The 19,155-nt window shown below is 67.0% G+C and carries 14 protein-coding genes and 1 riboswitch; of the genes, 5 read left to right on the forward strand and 9 right to left on the reverse strand.

The genetic code is table 11. From position 1 onward, the window contains the following. Window positions 1–59: 59 nt before the first annotated feature. Together pta and HOP59_RS04590 are read right to left on the reverse strand one after the other, a co-directional pair. Complete coding sequence (gene pta / locus HOP59_RS04585; RefSeq protein ID WP_234252994.1) at window positions 60–2,234, reverse strand: phosphate acetyltransferase; 2,175 nt, start codon at window positions 2,232–2,234, stop codon at window positions 60–62. Continuing rightward, window positions 2,231–3,409 carry an acetate/propionate family kinase gene (locus tag HOP59_RS04590; protein WP_234252995.1) on the reverse strand — a complete coding sequence of 393 codons (1,179 nt, stop codon included), beginning with the start codon at window positions 3,407–3,409 and terminating at the stop codon, window positions 2,231–2,233. The genes pta and HOP59_RS04590 overlap by 4 nt, the downstream gene beginning before the upstream one ends. A gap of 160 nt (window positions 3,410–3,569) precedes the next feature. Between HOP59_RS04590 and HOP59_RS04595 the strand changes: the two genes are divergently transcribed. Together HOP59_RS04595 and HOP59_RS04600 are read left to right on the forward strand one after the other, a co-directional pair. Beyond that, window positions 3,570–4,505 (forward strand): EamA family transporter, encoded by a 936-nt coding sequence (locus HOP59_RS04595; protein WP_234252996.1) that lies wholly within the window; start codon window positions 3,570–3,572, stop codon window positions 4,503–4,505. A gap of 120 nt (window positions 4,506–4,625) precedes the next feature. Continuing rightward, entirely contained in the window at window positions 4,626–5,249 is a 624-nt protein-coding gene (locus tag HOP59_RS04600; protein WP_234252997.1) for a porin family protein, read from the forward strand. 88 nt (window positions 5,250–5,337) lie between these two features. Here the strand turns inward: HOP59_RS04600 and HOP59_RS04605 are convergent, their stop codons facing one another. From HOP59_RS04605 to HOP59_RS04635, 7 genes are all read right to left on the reverse strand, one after another. Continuing rightward, on the reverse strand, window positions 5,338–6,588 hold the full coding sequence (locus HOP59_RS04605; RefSeq protein ID WP_234252998.1) for a PDDEXK family nuclease: 1,251 nt from the start codon (window positions 6,586–6,588) through the stop codon (window positions 5,338–5,340). A 129-nt stretch (window positions 6,589–6,717) separates the two neighbouring features. Continuing rightward, window positions 6,718–8,607, reverse strand: coding sequence for a phosphomethylpyrimidine synthase ThiC (gene thiC, locus HOP59_RS04610; RefSeq protein ID WP_010629369.1), 1,890 nt, complete (start codon window positions 8,605–8,607; stop codon window positions 6,718–6,720). A 41-nt stretch (window positions 8,608–8,648) separates the two neighbouring features. Beyond that, complete coding sequence (tenA, locus tag HOP59_RS04615; protein WP_010629368.1) at window positions 8,649–9,317, reverse strand: thiaminase II; 669 nt, start codon at window positions 9,315–9,317, stop codon at window positions 8,649–8,651. A 79-nt stretch (window positions 9,318–9,396) separates the two neighbouring features. After that, window positions 9,397–9,530, reverse strand: a riboswitch (TPP riboswitch). 66 nt (window positions 9,531–9,596) lie between these two features. Next, window positions 9,597–12,992 (reverse strand): hypothetical protein, encoded by a 3,396-nt coding sequence (locus tag HOP59_RS04620; RefSeq protein ID WP_234252999.1) that lies wholly within the window; start codon window positions 12,990–12,992, stop codon window positions 9,597–9,599. Between the two features lie 57 nt (window positions 12,993–13,049). Then, on the reverse strand, window positions 13,050–13,979 hold the full coding sequence (locus tag HOP59_RS04625; RefSeq protein ID WP_234253000.1) for a lysophospholipid acyltransferase family protein: 930 nt from the start codon (window positions 13,977–13,979) through the stop codon (window positions 13,050–13,052). A gap of 3 nt (window positions 13,980–13,982) precedes the next feature. Further along, the gene (locus tag HOP59_RS04630) at window positions 13,983–14,357 is read right to left on the reverse strand and encodes a DUF4870 family protein (RefSeq protein WP_234253001.1); all 375 of its coding nucleotides are present in this window, start codon (window positions 14,355–14,357) and stop codon (window positions 13,983–13,985) included. 67 nt (window positions 14,358–14,424) lie between these two features. Beyond that, window positions 14,425–14,817, reverse strand: coding sequence for a VOC family protein (locus HOP59_RS04635; protein ID WP_010629364.1), 393 nt, complete (start codon window positions 14,815–14,817; stop codon window positions 14,425–14,427). 54 nt (window positions 14,818–14,871) lie between these two features. On the opposite strand from HOP59_RS04635, the gene HOP59_RS04640 reads away from it, so the two are divergent. The 3 genes from HOP59_RS04640 (at window position 14,872) to HOP59_RS04650 (ending at window position 19,097) form a co-directional block, all read left to right on the forward strand. Then, window positions 14,872–15,507, forward strand: a complete 636-nt coding sequence (locus tag HOP59_RS04640) for a class I SAM-dependent methyltransferase (protein WP_234253002.1) — start codon at window positions 14,872–14,874, stop codon at window positions 15,505–15,507. Window positions 15,508–15,746: 239 nt separating this feature from the next. Continuing rightward, the gene (locus tag HOP59_RS04645; RefSeq protein WP_234253003.1) at window positions 15,747–17,156 is read left to right on the forward strand and encodes an MFS transporter; all 1,410 of its coding nucleotides are present in this window, start codon (window positions 15,747–15,749) and stop codon (window positions 17,154–17,156) included. A gap of 159 nt (window positions 17,157–17,315) precedes the next feature. Beyond that, the gene (locus HOP59_RS04650; protein ID WP_234253004.1) at window positions 17,316–19,097 is read left to right on the forward strand and encodes an acyl-CoA dehydrogenase; all 1,782 of its coding nucleotides are present in this window, start codon (window positions 17,316–17,318) and stop codon (window positions 19,095–19,097) included. Window positions 19,098–19,155: the final 58 nt, after the last annotated feature.

Below are 19,155 nucleotides of genomic sequence, written 5' to 3' on the forward strand. Positions count from 1 at the left end.
CCGATAGCGGTTGCCCCGGGCCGGAGAAGATCGAGCAGAGTCCTTGCCCCTACCAGTGCCTAACCGCGCTGGGCGGCCTGGATCGCCGTCAGCGCGATGGTGTAGACGATGTCGTCGACCAGGGCACCGCGTGAGAGGTCGTTGACCGGTTTGTTGAGCCCCTGCAGCATCGGCCCCACGCTGACTACCCGCGCACTGCGCTGCACCGCCTTGTAGGTGGTGTTGCCGGTGTTGAGGTCGGGGAACACGAACACCGTGGCGCGTCCCGCCACCGGCGAGTCGGGCGCCTTCTGGCGGCCCACGCTCTCGATGGCGGCGGCGTCGTACTGCAGCGGCCCGTCGATCAGCAGGTCCGGCGCCTGTTCCCGAGCCAGCCGCGTGGCCTGACGCACCTTGTCGACGTCGGCGCCGCTGCCGGACTCGCCGGTCGAATAGCTGATCATGGCCACCCGCGGCTCGATGCCGAAGGCCTGGGCGGAGCGCGCGCTCTGAATGGCGATCTCGGCCAGCGCCTCGGCGTCGGGGTCCGGGTTCACCGCGCAGTCGCCGTAGACCACCACCTGCTCCGGCAGCAGCATGAAGAAGATCGACGACACCTGGCGATAGTCGGGCGCGGTCTTGATCAGCTGAAAGGCGGGGCGCACGGTGTTGGCGGTGGTATGAACGGCGCCGGAGACCAGGCCGTCCACTTCATCGAGCTGCAGCATCATGGTACCCAGCACCACGTTGTCCTGCAGCTGATCCTCTGCGGTCAGCTCGTTCACCTTGCCGCGTCGGCGTTCCACCATGGGCGCCACGTAGCGGCTGCGAATGTGCTCGGGGTCGAGGATCTCGAGCCCTTCCGGCAGCTCGATGCCGCGGTTGCGAGCGACCTCCTCGACCTCCTCGCGGCGGGCCAGCAGAATGCAGTTGGCGATGCCGCGGCGCTGGCAGATGGCGGCGGCCTCCACGGTGCGCGGCTCGCTGCCCTCAGGCAGGATGATGCGCCGGTTGGCGCGCTGAGCCAACTTGACCAACTGATGACGGAACGCCGAGGGCGACAGCCGACGGGTGAAGCCCCGGCTCAGGTGATCCCTGAGCCATTGCAGATCCAGATGCCCGGCCACGAAGCGGGTCACCTGCTCGGCGCGCTCCAGATCGTCCATGGGAATGTCGTTGCCCATCCGGCCCAGGTTCTTGGCGGTGGTGAAGCTGTCGGTATCCACCGCCAGCACTGGCATGCCGGTCTTCAGCGCCGGGCGGCACATCTCGATCATGTTGTCGTTGGGCATGAAGCCGTTGGTCAGCAGCACGCCGGCCATGGGCACGCCGTTCATGGTGGCCAGCGCCGAGGCCAGTACGATGTCGCCACGGTCGCCGGAGGTCACGATCAGGCTGCCGGGGCGGAACACGTGCAGGGCGTTGGCGGCGCTACGGGCGCACAGGCTGGTGGAGAGCACGCGGCGGTTGGCGGCGTCGCCCTCGTGCAGGAACCTGGCGTCGAGCGCCCGTGCCACGTCGATCACCCGTGGTGCGATCAGTGCCGGGTTGTAGGGCACCACGCCGATCAGATGGAAACGGTCGGTGGCCAGCGCCGGTGAATGGCGGCGCAGTTCGTCCAGGAAGGTGTCGTCGAGCATGACGCTGCTGGTACCGGGCGCCAGCGTGGGCTCCTCGCCGCCGGGCAGGTTCTGCATGCGCATCAGGATGCAGCCCAGGGTACGCGCCGAGCCCACCCCGCCGAAGGCACTGGCATGCATGTCGAGCTGTTCGGCCAGTGCTTCGGGGGCTGCGGCGTCGCCACTGCCGACCAGAATGACTCGTGCGTTGAGCGCATGGGCCAACTGAGCGTTGAGCTGGGTGGCGTAGGTGCCATGGGCGGTGGGGACTACACCCTCCACCACGATCAGGTCGGGTGTGGTACCGTCTTGGCCGTCCATGGCCTGATCGAAGAGCTCGATGACCTGCTCCATCAGTACGTCGAGACGGTCCTGGCGCAGCAGGCGCTCCATGTCAGCCTGGGCGATGGGGGCCGGCGGGCGCAGATCGAGGGTGCTGCTCACCAGCGCGGTGGAGCGGTCGGGGCCGGGTCCGTTCAGCTCGTCCTGGCGGAACGGCTTGAGAAAGCCCGTTTTCAGGCCGATGGTATCCAGCGCCTGCATCAGGCCCAGGCTGGCGGAGGTCAGCCCGACTCCCACCGCGGTAGGCACCATCAGCAGCACCTTGGTATGTGAACGTGCGTCGTGCGGCGTCATGCAGCGGTCTCTTCCAGTCGCTGGCGGGTTTCGGTGGCGATCTGCCCCTCTTCGTCGGTGGGAATGACCCACAACTGGCGGCCGCCGGCGTCGATGCGCCCCTCCTGGCCGCGGATCGTCTCGCTGTTGACGGTGCGGTTGAGCTGTAATCCGAAGTGGGGCAGCAGAGCGATGATCTGCTCGCGTACCAGCGGCGAGTTCTCACCGATGCCGCCGGTGAAGACGAGACCGTCGAGACGGGGCAGGGCGCAGGAGAGCGCGGCCAGCGACTTGGCGACGCTATAGCAGAACACCTTGATGGCCAGTGCCGCGCCGGGATGACCTTCTGCCTCGGCGGCTTCCAGTTCGCGCACGTCGTTGGTCAGTCCCGATAGTCCCAGTAGGCCGCTGCCGCGGTTGAGGACCTCATAGATGCGCTCGATGGTCCAGCCGAGCTGGCGCGACAGGTGAGCGTGTAGGCCCGGGTCGACGTCGCCGCTACGAGTACCCATTACAAGCCCTTCCAGAGGCGTTAGCCCCATGCTGGTGTCCAGGCTCTGGCCCTTCCATACGGCACAGGTCGAGCAGCCGTTACCCAGATGGGCGGTGAGCCAACCGCCACCCTCGAGCCCGCTCAGGGCATCGGCGCGCCGACTGACATAGGCATGACTGGTGCCGTGGAAGCCGTAACGGCGTATGCCGTGGTCGCGGTAGAGAGCCTCCGGCAAGGCGTAGCGGTAGGCTCGCGGCGGCAGGCTCTGGTGAAAGGCGGTGTCGAACACTGCCACCTGGGGCAGGTCGGGAAACAGGCGGCGAGTCGCGGCAAGCCCTGTCAAATTGGCGGGGTTGTGCAGCGGGGCCAGGGTGGCAGTCTGCTCGATGGCAGCGACCACCTCGTCATCGATCAGCGTGGCGCGGGTGAAACGCTCGCCGCCGTGCACGATGCGATGGCCGACTGCCACCGGCAGGCGCCCCTCCAGCCGCCCGAGGATGGCTTCCAGTGCCTCGGTATGGTCGGCGGCGCCCAGCGACTGCTCGAATGTCTCGCCGTTGCTGTCGGTTCCCTTCAGGCGTGCATTGCTGCTACCCAGACGTTCTGCCAGCCCCGACAGGCGCGGGCGGGCAGGATCCTTGGGCACGAGGGCATACTTGATCGAAGAGGAACCGCAGTTGATGACCAGAACCGAAGTCTCCATCCGTTCTCCCGTTGGCAGGCTGTAGGCGCAGCATAGACGTAAGACTTTAGTCTATCATGTCCTGCTTCGCAGGCTTATTGTTAAGTCATTTTGCGGCAGCCTGTTGGGGCTGGGCAAGAACGCTGGCATGCTGAGCGCTTCGTCCCGACCGGAATCCGTCATGAGCACTGCGCTATCCGACCATTCAGCCTCCCACCCAGGCCTGTTGCCCCGCCATCTCGCCATTGCCATTCTGGTCGCCGTCGCGACGTTGTTTGCCAGCAATCACGTCGCGGCGCGCCTGGCTTTCGACGAGGGCACCGGCTTGCTACTGGCCGTGCTGGTGCGCTCGGCGACGGCGCTTGCCGTGCTGGTCGTGCTGTTTCTCTGGCAGCGCAAGCGCTTCTCCTTTCCGGCCGGTGCCGGGCGCTGGCAGCTGCTGGCCGGTCTGATGGTGGCCATCCAGAGTCTGTGCCTCTATGCGGCGGTGGCGCGCATCCCCGTGGTCGTGGCGCTGCTGCTGATGAACACCTTTCCCATCCAGTTGGCGCTGCTGACCTGGGCGCTGGGTGGGCCGCGGCCAACGCTGCGCGCAGCGCTGATCATGGCGGCGATTCTGGTCGGTCTGGTGGTAGTGCTCGATATTCCCGCCTGGCTGGCTGCGCCCGAAGCGCTTGGTCCGGAGTGGCTGACGGGCATCGGCTTCGGCCTGGGGGCTGCGGCCGCCTTTTCCGTGGCGCTGTGGACCACCGAGCACCATCTTGGAGAGGTGGGCAGCACCCTGCGCAGCCTGCTGACCATGCTCACGGTGTTGGTACTGATGGTCGTGGCCGGTGGACTGCAACTGGTGCCGGGCGGCATGGCTCTGCCGGCGAGTCCTGTGGGTTGGGGCGCGCTCGCTGCACTGGCTCTGCTCTACAGCGTGGCTTTCTCGGTGCTGTTCATCAGCGTGCCGCGGCTGGAAATGGCGCGCAATGCGCCGGTAATGAACGTGGAGCCGGTGGCCTCGCTGCTGCTGGGCTACCTGGTGTTGGGGCAGATGCTGTCTGGTACTCAACTGGCCGGTGGGGCGATCGTGCTGGGCGGCATCGTGGCGCTGAGTCTTTCTCCACGCTGAAGGTCGGCTCTTCGTTACGAATCGAAACTATCTGCTGCTCATCCGACTTGCATGGTCGAAAACCCTGTACCACACTGGAGGCGGTGTAAGGAAACACCGTTTCTTAATGGAGGTGCAGACATGAAACTGCTAGCCGTTCCCGCTGCAGCACTGATGGCAGGTACATTCATTTCCTCGGCCCAGGCTCAGCAGACTCAGCCTCAGCCTCAGGCCCAACCTCAAACTCAAGCTCAAACCCAGGCCCAAGCCCAGACCCAGCAGCGTACTCAGGCTCAAGGGCAGGGGCAGGCTCAGCCGCGCACCCAGCAGCAGGCTCATATGCCGATGTACCCGCAAGGCTATATCGGCGCAGATGCCATGTTCTGGGATCTCAGCAACGATGTCGGGCCTTCGGGCGATTCCGCCGGCCTGCGCCTGCGCGGTGGTGCTCAGTTCAACGAATTCTTCGGTGTCGAAGCGCATCTGGGCACGGGTGGCTCGGATGGCCCGGTCGAGCTGGATCATCTCATTGGGGCCTACGGTAAGGGTATTTTGCCGCTCTCCGATGAATTCCGCCTCTACGGCCTGGCCGGTATCACCGAGGTCGACTTCGATGTGGGGCGTGAAGACGGCCTCTCCTACGGTGCGGGTGCCGAATTCGATATCGCGCCCAACTTCTCCGTCGGCGCCGACTACATGCGCTACCTGGATCGCTCCGATCATACCTTCGATGCGGCAAGCGTCGGTTTGCGTTTCCGTTTTTAAGCCGGCCTCTTAGATGTATCGCGATAGTGACGCGCCCCGGCCCATGGCCGGGGCGCTTCCCGTCGTTCGTCCTGCCTGGCCGTAAGGCTCAGCCGCCGGGCCACCTGCCATGTTCCTTCCACTTGGCCAGCAGTGCGGGTAGGTGCTTCAGCTCTGCGCTTTCCACCACCTCGACGCGCAAGCCCTGTCGGCGCTGCAGTTCGGTAAGGCGCTGCTTGGCCTTGTCGAACTCGCCGCAGGCGAGCAGGACGCGGGTGGCCGAGAGCCCGGCGGAGTGATCGAGGATTTCATGTAGCCGCTTCAGGCCTTGCTCGAGGCAGACTTCTGCCCCAGGGCGGGCGATCAACCATTCGACGAACAGGAGCTGGTTGCGCTCGACCGCCAGGCAATCCGACACAACGGGCTCGTGATTGTGTTGAACACTCAGGTCGAGTAGGTGGGCCTCGCAGCAGGCGTGGGCCAATCCGGCCTCCTGCGTGCTGAGCCAGGTGTATTCGGTGAGCCAGCCGCCACCCAGGTAGAGGGCACCTTCCAGCGTGTCGATGACGACGCTGTGCGGATCGTCGCTCGCCCACTGCAGCAGCCGGGCCTCGCTAAGGACCTTTAACGCATCGGTGGCGGGAAAGTGCGGGGAGGCCCGCAGTCGCTGGCGTTCGCCACCGGGGCGTAATTGTGGCCCCGCACGAGGATCGGGTTCTGCCAGCACGCCATCGGTGCCATGCACCATGTCGTGCAGTTCACCGAGCAGGGCGGCCAGCCGGTCGGCATGATGAGCAAGGTAATACGTAAGGGGCTTGCGGAGCTGGCAGGCATCGCGCCAGGCGGCAGCGTCGGAGAGTGCACGCATCCGTTTGCGCCCGTTGGCCTGCAGGTAGCGGTCGACATTCAGCACCGGCTCGATGGCGATGGTATCAGGCTGCCTGTCGGTGCTGTCGCAGTCCATGCGGTAAAGCACTCCTGCCTGAGTGTCCACATACAGCCAGTCGGCCGAGCACTGCTGCATGGCCTGCTGAAACAGCAGTGCGGTCAGGGTGCCGCACTCGCCCAGGTCCAGCGTCACCGAGAGGTTCGTGGCGTCGAACTGCTCACGATAGAGGCTCTCGGCCAACTCGTTGGCATAGATGGCGCAGCGCATCGGGTCCAGAGTGGCGAGCGTTGGACACACCTCGACCTCTATTTCACCGCTCATTTCGTGACGTAGCAGGATGGCCAGGCGTTCGGCGGCCTGGGGCGATGCCTGGCACGGCACCAGCACGACCCGCTGTGGGCGCAGCTGCAGTATCGGGATCAGGCTCACTTCGGGGCGCTCGGTCACCAGCGCGACGTGCAGGTGTGACATGGGCTCGCTCCCTCCGCACTTCTCCTTGCAGATTCCTACAGGCTACATCCGAGCGTTCCCCGATGTCGCCTATGGCGGCAAAAAAACACGCCGGCCACTTGGGCCGGCGTGGGCGGAATCAACGGGGGCCTACACCTCCTTGTAGAGCTTCGCGCCTTGCTTGCGGAACTTCTCGGCCTGCTCCTCCATGCCTTTCATCACCACATCGGCATCGCCGGTGAGGCCGTGCTCGGCGGCATAGTCGCGCACCTCCTGGGTGATCTTCATGGAGCAGAACTTGGGTCCGCACATGGAGCAGAAGTGGGCCACCTTGGCGGAGTCCTTGGGCAGCGTCTCGTCGTGGTACTCGCGGGCGGTGTCCGGGTCCAGGCCGAGATTGAACTGGTCCTCCCAGCGGAACTCGAAGCGCGCCTTGGACAGGGCGTTGTCACGCCTTTGCGCTGCAGGATGCCCCTTGGCCAGATCCGCCGCATGGGCAGCGATCTTGTAGGTGATGATGCCGGTCTTGACGTCGTCCTTGTTGGGCAGGCCGAGGTGCTCCTTGGGCGTGACGTAGCACAGCATGGCGCAGCCGAACCAGCCGATCATCGCCGCGCCGATGCCGGAGGTGATGTGGTCGTAGCCGGGAGCGATGTCGGTGACCAGCGGGCCGAGGGTATAGAAGGGCGCCTCGTCGCAGTACTCCAGCTGCTTGTCCATGTTCTCCTTGACCAGGTGCATGGGCACGTGGCCGGGGCCTTCGATCATCACCTGCACGTCGTGCTTCCAGGCGATCTTGGTCAGCTCGCCCAGGGTCTTGAGCTCGGCCATCTGTGCTTCGTCGTTGGCGTCGGCGATGGAGCCGGGGCGCAGACCGTCACCCAGCGAGAAGGCGACATCGTACTGCTTGCAGATCTCGCAGATCTCCTCGAAGTGGGTGTAGAGGAAGCTCTCCTGGTGGTGGTAGAGGCACCACTTGGCCATGATCGAGCCGCCGCGGGAGACGATGCCGGTGACGCGCTTGGCGGTGAGCGGCACGTAGCGCAGCAGCACACCGGCGTGGATGGTGAAGTAGTCCACGCCCTGCTCGGCCTGCTCGATCAGGGTGTCGCGGAACACTTCCCAGGTGAGGTTCTCGGCTACGCCGTTGACCTTCTCCAGGGCCTGGTAGATCGGCACCGTACCGATCGGCACCGGCGAGTTGCGAATGATCCACTCGCGGGTCTCGTGGATGTTCTGGCCGGTGGAGAGGTCCATGATGGTGTCCGCACCCCAGCGGATGCCCCAGGTCATCTTGTCGACCTCCTCCTCGATGGAGGAGGTGACCGCCGAGTTGCCCAGGTTGCCGTTGATCTTCACCAGGAAGTTGCGGCCGATGATCATCGGCTCCGACTCCGGGTGATTGATGTTGCAGGGGATGATGGCGCGGCCGGCGGCCACCTCGGCGCGCACGAACTCAGGAGTGATCTCCTCGGGCAGGCGGGCACCGAAGCCCTGGCCGGCATGCTGATGGCCGAGGATGCGCTCCACCTCGGCGGTACCCAGGGCCTGGCGGCGCTGGTTCTCGCGAATGGCGATGAACTCCATCTCCGGCGTGACGATGCCCTGGCGGGCGTAGTGCAGCTGAGTGACGTTCTTTCCGGATTTGGCGCGGCGCGGCGTGCGGGAGAGGTCGAAGCGCAGCTGGGCCAGCGTCGGGTCGTTGGCGCGGCGCTTGCCGTACTCGCTGGTGGGGCCGTCGAGGAACTCGGTGTCACCGCGCTCTTCGATCCAGGCGCGGCGCAGCTCGGGCAGACCGCGGCGCAGGTCGATCTCGGCCTGCGGATCGGTGTAGGGGCCGGAGGTATCGTAGACCAGCAGCGGCGGGTTCTCTTCATCGACACCGGAGGTCTTGGTCGGCGACAGCGAGATCTCGCGGAAGGGTACGCGAATGTCGGGGCGCGAGCCTTCGACGTAGAGCTTGCGCGAGCCGGGCAGCGGCTGGATGGCGGCCTCGTCGACCTTGGCGGTCTCGGCGAGGAAGTGGGCGGTCTTGCTCATAAACTGGAATCCTTGATGCGTTGTTGTCGGTCAGGGGAGCGTCAGAGGCTGCGGTCGAGCCCCATCTGCCAGAAATCGATCTCGAGCCGGGTGGCATCGCGGAACACCTCGACGAGCTCGTCGAAACGTGCCGGGGTGACGTCGGCCAGGCGGTCGTCGAGCCATGCCAGTTCCGCCTGCATGGCGGCCTGGAACTCTTCGCCTTCGTACATGGCGATCCAGGCCTCAAAGGGGTTGGCGCTGCCGCGCACGGTAGCGTCCCGGGCATTGAGCCAGTTGGCGATCTCGCCGTAGCCCACCAGGCAGGGAGCCAGGGCCACGTGAAGGTCGAGCAGGTCGCCGCGGTTGCCGGTATCGAGCACGTAGCGGGTGTAAGCCATGGTGGCGCGGGCCTCGGGCAGCGCGGCCAGCTCCGCCTCGGAGATGCCCCATTCGCGGCAGTAGCCCACGTGCAGGCCGAGCTCCACATCGACGATGGCCTTGAGCCCTTCATGAGCCTGGCGCAGATCGGCCAGGGTGCGGCTCTTGTAGGCGGCCAGCGCATAGGCGCGGGCGAAGTGGATCAGGAACAGGTAGTCCTGCTGCAGATAGTGGCGAAAGGCGCCTTCATCCAGGGTGCCGGTGCCCAAGCCACGGACGAAGTCGTGCTCGATGTAGGCGCGCCAGTCGTCGTGGCAGGCGCGGGTCAGGTCGGTGAAGCGATAGCCCATCTTGCCTCCGGGTGTGAAGGGATCCGGAGCGCGGGCGAAGGGGGAAGAGTGGGTCAGGGCTGAAGCAGGAGGAACTGGTGCCTGGCCACCGCTTGATTCCTACGCCGGTACGAGCCGGATCAGGTTCAACGGGCCCCGCCGTGACGACGCGTCTGCAGCAGACATGTCGTATGGCGATCTCAGCCGGTTCCACCGGCACCCCGTCAAGCGTTGTGGCCAGTCTAGCAGGTCGGCGGCCGCTTTCCAGCCATCCGGGCCATTTGCTTCATTCCATCTGTTTTATTCCACCTGCACGTCCAGCCGTTCGAACCAAGCTTCGCTCTCAGGCAGCACCAGCTCGCTCTCGGGCAGTACCATCTCGCTGGCGGGCACCCCGCTGGCGTACCACGAGCGGGCGTTGCGCAGCTGCCAGCGGCGTCTGCCCTCGTCGATCTCGATGCCCAGCCGAAGCGGGCCATAGCGGGCGAAGGCGCGACCGGCAAGCTGGGAGTCGCGCAGAGCGAGGTTGGCCAGCAGCTCCAGGCGCTCGCCGCCCTGCACGGCGAGATTCTCCAGCCGTACGGTGTCGTCGTTCAGCATGACCCGAGCCTCGCCGTGTACCTCGCCGAGGGTGAGGCGTTCACGCAGCCAGCGTCGTTCGCGGGCGGCATCGACGAGCAGATTCACCAGCAGGCCGCTGTCGCGCATGGCCAGTTCCAGTTGGGCGTCGAGCTCCAGCGGCCGCTCCCAGCGCATGCGTCCCTCGGGCAGCTCGAGCCGCGCCCACCAGCCGTGGCTGAGACTGCCGCCGGCGTCCGCCAGGCGCACACCGTCGAGACTGAGCCGCGAGCCGGAGACGTCGAAGTCGAGACTCTCCAGGTCGCCGTCGGTGAGCCGGGTCTCCAGATGCAGAGCGCCCGCGAGAGTCTGCTCGTGCAGGGCGAGGCGGGCGTCCGGTGCATGCAGCTCCAGCCGGCCGCTGGCGCGCATGCCTTCGAGCTGCAAGTGAGTGGCGATGCGCGCCTGGCCGGCGAGCAGCTCGATGGCGCCGCCCTGGGGCAGGTAGTCGTTGAGCGCGGCGAGATCCGGCGCCACCAGGTGGGGAAGGTCGATGCGCGTACTCAGCTCGCGCAGCCCCTCGGGCAGATCGAAATGGCGTGCGCGGCTGTGAATCTCCAGCAGGCGGCCCTCGATCAAGGCGCCTTCGTCCGACTGACGGCGTAGGCCGAAGCGGGGCAGCGACAGGCTGAGCTCGGCGCCGGGGTCGTCGATCGTCACGATCAGCGAGCCGTCGCCGAAGGCCTCGTAGTGCATGAAGCGGGCGCCGAGCCGCTCGGAGTGAACGCGCAGCTGGCTGCCGGGCGTGGCTTCGCCGTCGCTGAAGCGTAGGTCGGCGCTCAGGCGTCCGCCACCCTGAATGGCCAGGCCGTGCTCGTCGGGCAGGAAGGCGTTGAGAAAGCTGAGCCGGTCGACCAAGCCGTCCAGCCGCAGCGTGCCGGAAAGCGGTCGGCGCGGCGCCTCGCTGCCGGGCCAGTCGAAGCCGCCCTGGAGACTGGCCTGACGGGCCACCAACTGGGTACGCAGGGGCTCGGCGCCGTTGGTCGCAGCATCGAGAGTCAGGCGACTACCGGAGAGGTCCAGGCGCTGGCGGGCGGGGTGGAGGTCGCGTAGCTCGAGGATCAGCTCCAGTTCCCCCTCGAACGCTTCCTGCAGCAGGCGACCACGAATGGCATCGCCCGACAGGGTGACCTGCCCTCGGGCGCGCTCCTCGTCGATCAGCAGTCGCCCATTGCTCCCGGCCTGGCCGCCGTGCAGCCGCAGCGGGGCCGTTGACGGCAGGTAAGCGTCGAGCACGCTGACGTCGGGGATGCGCGCGCCGCGCCACTCGATCTCAGCGGTGTCGGGGCGTGTGGCCTGTGAGTCCGCCTGAGCGGCGGCGGCAAGCGCGAGGTGCTCGGCTTGGAACAGCCGGCGGCCATCGCTGAGGCGGGTGAGGTCCACCTCGCCGAAGACGAGCTCCACGCTTGCCTCGGGGTGGGGCTCGCCGGAGGTCAGGGCCAGATGGGCGCGACCGTCGCCCTGGGTGTGAAAGTCGAGAAAGCGGGCGCCCAGCGCCTCGGATCGAACCTCGAGGCGGCTGCCGGGCAGCGGCTGGCCGTCGCGAACCTGGAGCGCGCCATCGAGCCGGCCGCCGCCCTGCAGGGCGAGGCCGCGCCCACCGAACAGCCCGCTGAGAAAAGGATCGAGTACGGCGAGATTGGCGACATGACCGCGCAGCTCCAGCTCCGCTTGCCATGGTGTTTCTCCATCACGCAGAGCGTCGTCGTCCAGTTCGCGCCACGCCAGCGGTGAGCGAAAGCGGGCGGTGGCCAGCGACAGGGCCGTGCTGAGCGGCTGCGCCTCGCCAGGGGCGGCCGCCTCGAGCTCGAAGCGCGTGCCGGAAACGTCCACTGCGCCGCGTTCCACGTCGAGCTCGACGATGGGCAGGTGCAGGCCGAGCCAGCCGGTCAGCGGCTGCTCGCCGAGGCGCACCGAGATGGCCTCTCCGGTGAGGTCGAAACCGCCGGCCAAGCGCTCGTCGTCATAGACGAGCCCGCCCTGTAGCCGTGCCGAACCGCCTTCCAGCGTCAGCGGTACGGGTGGCGGCAGGTAGCGCTCGAAGGCGGCGATGTCGAACGCCTCGGCGTTGCGCCAGTGCAGTTCGGCACGCCGCAGTTCGTCCGGCGGAGCGTACAGGCGCAGCACGGGGGTCTCAAGCGCCAGCCGGAACCCTTCGCCGCCGAGCAGCGGTTGGGCCGTGGTGGCGAGCGAAGCGTCGGGTGTCGCTTCGGTCATCTCGATGTCGTCGAGCTCAAGCGCCAGACGCGCGCTTTGCGCCACCTCGACCTCGACGGCGCCGGAGCCGTCGATGCGGTAGAGCGTTCCCGCTTCCAGCCAGTGGCGCTCATCGAGCCGCACGCTCAGGCGAGGGGAGTCCAGGCGCAGACGGCTGCCCGGCAGCACCTCGCCGCGCTTGATGGCGATGTCGCCGGTGAGGTCGCCGCGCCCGTCGATCTCGAGCCAGCCCAGCGCAGCAAGGTAGGGATTGAAAACGTCGTAGGCGTCACTGCGCCCGGCCAGGGCGAGGCTGCCGGAGACGAAGCGTGCCGCTTCGCTGCCGGGGTGTTCGGCCAGGATCAGCGGTGCCAGGCGCAGGTCGGCATCAAGCGTTACGCCTTCCACCAGTAGCGTATCGCCATGCAGCACGCTGCCCTCTTCCAGCTGCAGCGAGAAGCGCTCGGCGCCGATCTCGCCGGCGCGCCAATGAAAGCCGGCCAGCTTTAGGGTACCGCTGCCTGCAAGCCGGTAGGCGTCGAGGCTGGCCTGACGGATCCCCTCGGCTTCCAAGGTGCGAATGCTGACTTCACGGTCGAGCAGGGGAGTGAGGGCGAAACGCAGAGAGGCGCGTTCGGCCGCCAGCGTGAAGCGCCGCTCGGCGGTGCGGCCGGCCAGGTGCAACTGGGTGACCTCGAGGTGGCCGGGGAAGAGCGTCCAGGCACGCTCCCACTCGAGCGAGAGACGCGGCGAACGCTCGAGCTGATCGCGGCCCCAGGCGCTGGCGAGCAGGGCGTTTGCGGTGGCGAGATAGAGCGCGTAGAGCAGTGCCAGAAACAGCACGAGCCAAGTCAGCGCCTTGAGCGGCCTGGGCAGGATCATGGATGGCGTACTCGTCCTTGAGGCATTCACCCCCCTGCGTATGAACGGCGGCGGCGTTCAGTAGAGCCGAAACTCCCGGTGGTTCGGCACGCCCTGTTGTTCCTCGATCACCTTGCGGTAGCGCTTGTACTCCCACTGGTACTGGGCCGGGTCCAGGGCGATGGCGTCTTCCACGCAGGCGTTGACGCCGGTGGCCGACTGCTCCTCGTCGGTGGCGTAGACGCGCTCGTCGGCGGCGAGGAAGTGGATGGCGAAGCCGCGCCCGGGAATGCGCCGGGCCACGCCGGTGACGACCCGCGCGTCGGTGCGTGCCACCAGCTTGGGCAGCAGGGTCGCGGTGTAGGCCAGGCGATGGTAGAAGGGCGCGAACACGCCGCTGCCCCAGTTGGGCTCCTGGTCGGGCAGGATGCCCACCGCTTCACTGCGTTTGAGCGCCTTGAGCAGGGCAGCGACGCCGCGCGGATTGGTCGGCACCAGGCTTGCGCCCATGCGCTCGCGCCCTTGCCGGATCACCGCATCGAGTTCGGCGATCTTGGGCGGCTCGTACATGGCGGTGAAGGGAAAGTGACTGGAAAGCCAGAAGTTGAGCACCTCCCAGTTGCCGAAGTGCGGTGCCAGCACGATCACGCCGCGCCCCTCGGCGCGGGCTTCGTCGAGCAGTTCGCGGCCGTGGATCTCGAGAATCGAGTCCTCTACCCGCTGCGGCTCGCCCATCCAGGCGAAGCCCAGCTCGAGCATGGTGGCGGTGGAGTGGGTCAGGCTCTCCCGGGCCAGCCGGCGGCGCGTGGCGGCATCCTGTTCGGGGTAGACCTCGGCGAGATTGATCTCGGTGACCTCGCGCTCGCGCCGGCTGAAGCGATGCACCAGCGGGCCGGAAACACGTGCCAGGCGCCACAGCATGGCGGGGCGACGCCCGGCCAGGGTGCGCCACAGGGCGGCGATGGCGCGGCCTTGCAGGGTGGCGGAGGGGGGCTGCGACTCGCTCATGGTTCAGATCAGCCAGGCATCCACGTTGTCGGGCTCGCGATGCTCCTGCAGGCGCTTGATGCCCTTCACGCAGCGCACCACCAGCCATACCACGGCCAGCAGCCAGGTCACGAAGCCGATCATCACCAGGGTGAGCACGCCGGAGATGGCAAAGTAGAGCACGGAGAGCCAGAAGGTACGGATCTGGTAGCGGTAATGCTCGTCGAACCAATGGGGACCCTGGCCGCGATAGACATAGGCGATGACCACGCCGACGATGGCCGTCAGCCCACCGCTGACCACGCCGGCCAGAAGCAGGGCATAGACGACGATAGGTAGGGTGATGTCGGGAGTGCCGTTCGGTTCGATGACGTTGCGGTTATCGGGGCTGTCGTTCATGGGCCATCCAGTCAAACACGGTTTGCCCCAATGATACCGGTCACGCGCGTCATTGCCAGCGGGGCCATTATTCCAGCGTTTCTTTCAGTGGCCGGCTGAGTTCGAGCAGGTTACCGTCGGGGTCGCGCAGATAGAGCGATTCGATGGGGCCGGTGGCGCCCTGGCGTGAGACCGGGCCGAGCTCGACCTCCACGTCCAGCGCCTCGAGGTGGCGCTGGACCTCGTCCAACGGCAGCAGGCTGCGCAGGCACAGATCCAGGCTGCCCGGGGTGGGCGTGGCGGCACGCGGCTCGATGTCGGTCGCCGTCCAGTGCAGGCGCAGGGCGATGTCGCCGAGCAGCAGATCGACTCGCTCACGATCGCGATAGCGCACCTCGAGCCCGAGTACGCGAGAATAGAAATCCACGGCGCGGGAGATGTCGGTCACGGTGATGACCAGGTGGTCCAGACCTGACAGCATTGCCGGCCTCCTCGTTGTGAAGTGTTTTTTCGTCAGGCCATGAAGGATACGACGATGCCGACCTGCCCGCTATGCGCTTGCCCGCATTCGCGCCATTTTCATCGCGATGCACGACGCGACTACTACCGCTGCGACAATTGCCGGCTGGTCTTCGTGCCGCCTGAGCAGCGTCTGTCGCCCGAGCAGGAGCGGGCGGTCTACGACCAGCACCAGAACCGCCCCGACGACCCCGGCTATCGGCGTTTCCTGTCGCGCCTGTTCGAGCCGCTGCAGCACCGGCTGGCGCCGGGAGCCAGCGGCCTCGATTTCGGCGCCGGCCCCGGCCCGACGCTGTCGCTGATGTTCGAGGAGGCGGGCCACCCGATGGCGATCTACGACCCGTTCTATGCGCCCGATGCCAGCGTGCTCGAGCGCCGCTACGACTTCATCACCGCCACCGAGGTGGTGGAGCATCTGTTCGCCCCCGGGCGTGAGCTCGGGCGGCTGGCGGCGCTGCTGCCCTCGGGCGGCTGGCTCGGGCTGATGACCAAGCGGGTGACCGGCGAGGCGGCATTCGCCCGCTGGCACTACATTCTCGACCCCACGCACGTGTGCTTCTTCAGCGAGGCGAGCTTCGAGTGGCTGGCCGCGCACCTGGGCATGAGCGTCGAGTTTCCCGGCGCCGATGTGGCCCTGCTGCAGAAGAAGTAATTCGGGCTCTCTTGGCCTGTCTTGCTGTTTTTCCGATCTAGAATGGTGAATTGTTCTGGCCGAGAGGTGGGGATGGGATTAAGCGTTTGACACCGGCGCTGTCAGGCGTATGATTCGCGCCGCCCCACCCAAGCGTTGGCCGTTCGAATGCCAAACGCCAGGGCGATGGGCAGCGTTCCACGGCGTTTTCTGCCATCTTTCTCCCTTTACATTCTTCGGTTCTGTCGAGAGGCGCGCTGATGTCGCGGCAACTGCTGGCCATGGCCCTGGCTCCCCTGCTGGGTCTCTTCATCCTGGGTATCGGTAACGGCTTCCTGGCCACGCTGATCACGCTGCGGCTCGACGCTGCCGGCGAATCGCCGGTCGTGATCGGCTGGGTCTCCTCGGCCTACTTCATCGGCCTGGCGCTGGGGGCGATGTTCAACGACCGGCTGCTGTTGCGCATCGGCCATATTCGCGCCTACGGCAGCTTTGCCTCGCTGGTGGCGGTCACGGTGCTGCTGCAGGCATTGATCTTCGACCCCTGGGCCTGGTTCGGCCTGCGCCTGATCGGCGGCTGGGCCACCGTGGGGGTCTATCTGGTCATCGAGAGCTGGCTGCTCACCTCGGGCGATCAGAAGGTGCGCGGGCGCCTGCTCGCCCTCTACATGATCTCGCTGTACGCGGCCGGTGTGCTCGGTCAGCTGCTGCTCGGCGTGACCGATGCGATGGGCGAGGCCGCGCCGTTCATGGTCATCGGCATGCTGGCCTCGCTGTCGGTGCTGCCCATGGCGATGATTCCGCGGGTATCGCCGCTGATCGAGCACGCCGAGCCGCTCTCGCCGATGCGGCTGATCGTCATGACCCCCACCGGGGTGATGGGCAGCTTCGGCTCGGGCCTGGCGGTCGCTGCCGTCTACACGCTATTGCCGCTCTATCTACAGCGTATCGGCCTGACGGTGGCGCAGGTGGGGCAGATGATGGCGGTGGTGATCCTCGGCGCCATGCTGCTGCAGTATCCCCTAGGGCGCTGGTCCGACCGCCACGATCGTCAGATCGTGCTGATCATGATCGGGGCTTTCTGCACACTGATCTCGGCCGGCATGCTGCTGCTGCCGCTTACCACCTGGGTGTTGGCAGTGCTGCTGTTCTTGCTCGGCGGCGGCGTCTTCGCCCTCTATCCGGTGGCGGTGAGCCACGCCGCCGACCGGGCCCCGGCCGGGGCGCTGGTGCGCATGAGCCAGGGCCTGCTGCTGATCAACGCCATCGGCTCGACGGTCAGCCCGCCGCTGATTTCACCGGCCATGGCCTGGGTGGGCGATGCCGGCCTGTTCTGGGCCTTCGGCGCCCTGGGGCTGTTCCTGGTCGGTTTCTTCACCTGGCGCCGCAGCGTGCGCCCGGCGCCGGTACCGGTGGCGCCGTTCTCGCCCAATACGCCCATGTCGCCGGTGGGTGCCGAGCTCACCGTCACCGAGGAGCTGGTGCAGGGGGCCATCGAGCACGAGCACATGGAGGATCTCTCCAACGTGGTGCCTGAGGTGGAAGTGGCCGAGCCCCTGGTCGGCCCGCCGCCGCCGGACGAGCCGCATATCGCCTTCTATCACGGTGAGGATGACGTGGCGTACGGCGACCAGGAAAAGGAAGCGCTCGACAGCGACGCCCGACGCTGAAGCCCCGGCCACCGCCCATGACGCCCGATGCCCTCGCATCGGGCGTTTTTTTCGTGCCCGAGCGTGGGGCGCTGGTCACCAGGCTGCGACCTAGTGATAATGGCCAACGAAAAGTAGTATATCTACTATCGCCGTTATCATTTTTCCTGAGGTGTCTCCATGTTTCCCTTCGTCGCCCCCGTTCGTGACCTTCGCTTCGTGCTCGAGGAATTGCTCGAATACCGCTCCCTCGACCTGCCCGGCTTCGAGGAAGCCAGCCCCGACCTGGTCGAAGCGGTACTGGAGGAGGCGGCCAGGCTCGCCGGTGAAGTGTGGGCACCGCTCAATGCCAGCGGCGATCGCCAGGGTTGCGTACGGCGTGAGGACGGTGGCGTGACTCTGCCGGACGGCTTCGCCGAGGCCTACCAGGCTTATGCGGAAGGCGGCTGGAACGGTATCGGGGTGTCCCAGGCGCTGGGCGGCCAGGGCCTGCCCGAGGTGGTGGCGAGCAGCGTGCAGGAGATGCTCCACGGCGCCAACATGGCGCTGGGGCTGTGCCCGATGCTCACCGCCGGCGCCATCGAGGCGCTGGCCCACCACGGCAGCGATGCGCTCAAGGCGACCTACCTGCCCAAGCTGGTCGAGGGCAGCTGGACCGGCACCATGAACCTCACCGAGCCCCAGGCCGGCTCCGATCTCTCCAAGGTGCGCACGCGGGCAGTGCCCGAAGGTGACCACTACCGCCTGTACGGCCAGAAGATCTTCATTACCTGGGGCGAGCACGACGCCAGCGAGAACATCATCCACCTGGTGCTGGCGCGCAAGCCCGACGCCCCCGAGGGCAACAAGGGCATCTCGCTGTTCCTGGTGCCCAAATATCGGGTCGAGGCCGATGGCTCGCTGGGCGAGCGCAACGACGTCACCTGCGCCTCCATCGAACACAAGCTGGGCATCCACGGCTCGCCCACCTGCACCCTGAGCTTCGGCGAGAACGACGGCGCCATCGGCTACCTGGTGGGCGAGGAGGGGCGCGGCCTGAACCACATGTTCACCATGATGAACGAGGCGCGTCACAAGGTCGGCATCCAGGGCATCGGTGTGGCCGAGCGTGCCTGTCAGCATGCCTTCGCCTATGCGCTGGATCGCATACAGGGCAGGGCGCGGGGCGCCGAGGCCACCATCAGCGAGCATCTCGACGTGCGCCGCATGTTGCTCTCCATGCGCGCTCGCACCGATGCGCTGCGGGCGCTGGCACTCTACTGCGCCGCCCAGCTGGACGTGGCGCGCCACGCGGCAGACGCCGCCGAGCGCGACGCGGCCCAGGCTCGGGTCGACGTGCTGATCCCGGTGGTCAAGGCGTTCTCCACCGATCAGGCGGTGGAGATCGCCTCGCTCGGCGTGCAGGTGCACGGTGGCATGGGCTTCATCGAGGAGACCGGCGCCGCCCAGCTGCTGCGCGATGCCCGCATCGCACCGATCTACGAGGGCACCAACGGCATCCAGGCGCTCGACCTGGCCGGGCGCAAGCTCTCCCGTGACGGCGGCGCGGCGCTCGCCGAACTGATCGATGAGGTCGAAGCCACTGCCGGCGAGCTGCGCGCGAGCGCTGAGCTGGCCGCCCTGGGCGAGAGCCTGGCCGCCGGCGCCGCCGATCTACGTGCCGCCATGGCGCTGGTGCTCGAAGCGAGCCGCGACCCGCAGCGCGGCGCCGACGCCGTGCAGGCCTACGCCACGCCGTTCCTCAGCCTGGCCGGCCATGTGCTGTGCGCCTGGCAGATGGGGCGGGCCGCACTCAAGGCGCGTGCCGCCCAGGAGGGTGGCAACAGCGAACCTTTCTATCGCGCCAAGCTGGCCGCGGCGGATTTCGCCCTGCGCCAGTGGTTGCCGGTCGGTCGTGCCAACCGCAGCGTGATCGAGGCCGGCATGCAGAGTCTGGTCGACTATCAGGTCACGCTTTCCTGAGCCGTTACTCCACCGGCCGCCACATCGGCGGCCGGTGATCTGGACAGTACCTATAAGA

The organism is Billgrantia aerodenitrificans (assembly GCF_021404405.1).
Taxonomy (GTDB): domain Bacteria; phylum Pseudomonadota; class Gammaproteobacteria; order Pseudomonadales; family Halomonadaceae; genus Halomonas; species Halomonas aerodenitrificans.

Bases quoted from the DNA above. Each gene is read 5' to 3' on its own strand.
- HOP59_RS04600 (WP_234252997.1), top strand. From the start codon at position 4,626: ATGAAACTGCTAGCCGTTCCCGCTGCAGCACTGATGGCAGGTACATTC.
- HOP59_RS04635 (WP_010629364.1), bottom strand. From the start codon at position 14,817: ATGCTGTCAGGTCTGGACCACCTGGTCATCACCGTGACCGACATCTCC.
- HOP59_RS04620 (WP_234252999.1), bottom strand. From the start codon at position 12,992: ATGATCCTGCCCAGGCCGCTCAAGGCGCTGACTTGGCTCGTGCTGTTT.
- thiC (WP_010629369.1), bottom strand. From the start codon at position 8,607: ATGAGCAAGACCGCCCACTTCCTCGCCGAGACCGCCAAGGTCGACGAG.
- tenA (WP_010629368.1), bottom strand. From the start codon at position 9,317: ATGGGCTATCGCTTCACCGACCTGACCCGCGCCTGCCACGACGACTGG.
- HOP59_RS04640 (WP_234253002.1), top strand. From the start codon at position 14,872: ATGCCGACCTGCCCGCTATGCGCTTGCCCGCATTCGCGCCATTTTCAT.
- HOP59_RS04630 (WP_234253001.1), bottom strand. From the start codon at position 14,357: ATGAACGACAGCCCCGATAACCGCAACGTCATCGAACCGAACGGCACT.
- HOP59_RS04605 (WP_234252998.1), bottom strand. From the start codon at position 6,588: ATGTCACACCTGCACGTCGCGCTGGTGACCGAGCGCCCCGAAGTGAGC.
- HOP59_RS04645 (WP_234253003.1), top strand. From the start codon at position 15,747: ATGTCGCGGCAACTGCTGGCCATGGCCCTGGCTCCCCTGCTGGGTCTC.
- pta (WP_234252994.1), bottom strand. From the start codon at position 2,234: ATGACGCCGCACGACGCACGTTCACATACCAAGGTGCTGCTGATGGTG.
- HOP59_RS04625 (WP_234253000.1), bottom strand. From the start codon at position 13,979: ATGAGCGAGTCGCAGCCCCCCTCCGCCACCCTGCAAGGCCGCGCCATC.
- HOP59_RS04595 (WP_234252996.1), top strand. From the start codon at position 3,570: ATGAGCACTGCGCTATCCGACCATTCAGCCTCCCACCCAGGCCTGTTG.
- HOP59_RS04590 (WP_234252995.1), bottom strand. From the start codon at position 3,409: ATGGAGACTTCGGTTCTGGTCATCAACTGCGGTTCCTCTTCGATCAAG.
- HOP59_RS04650 (WP_234253004.1), top strand. From the start codon at position 17,316: ATGTTTCCCTTCGTCGCCCCCGTTCGTGACCTTCGCTTCGTGCTCGAG.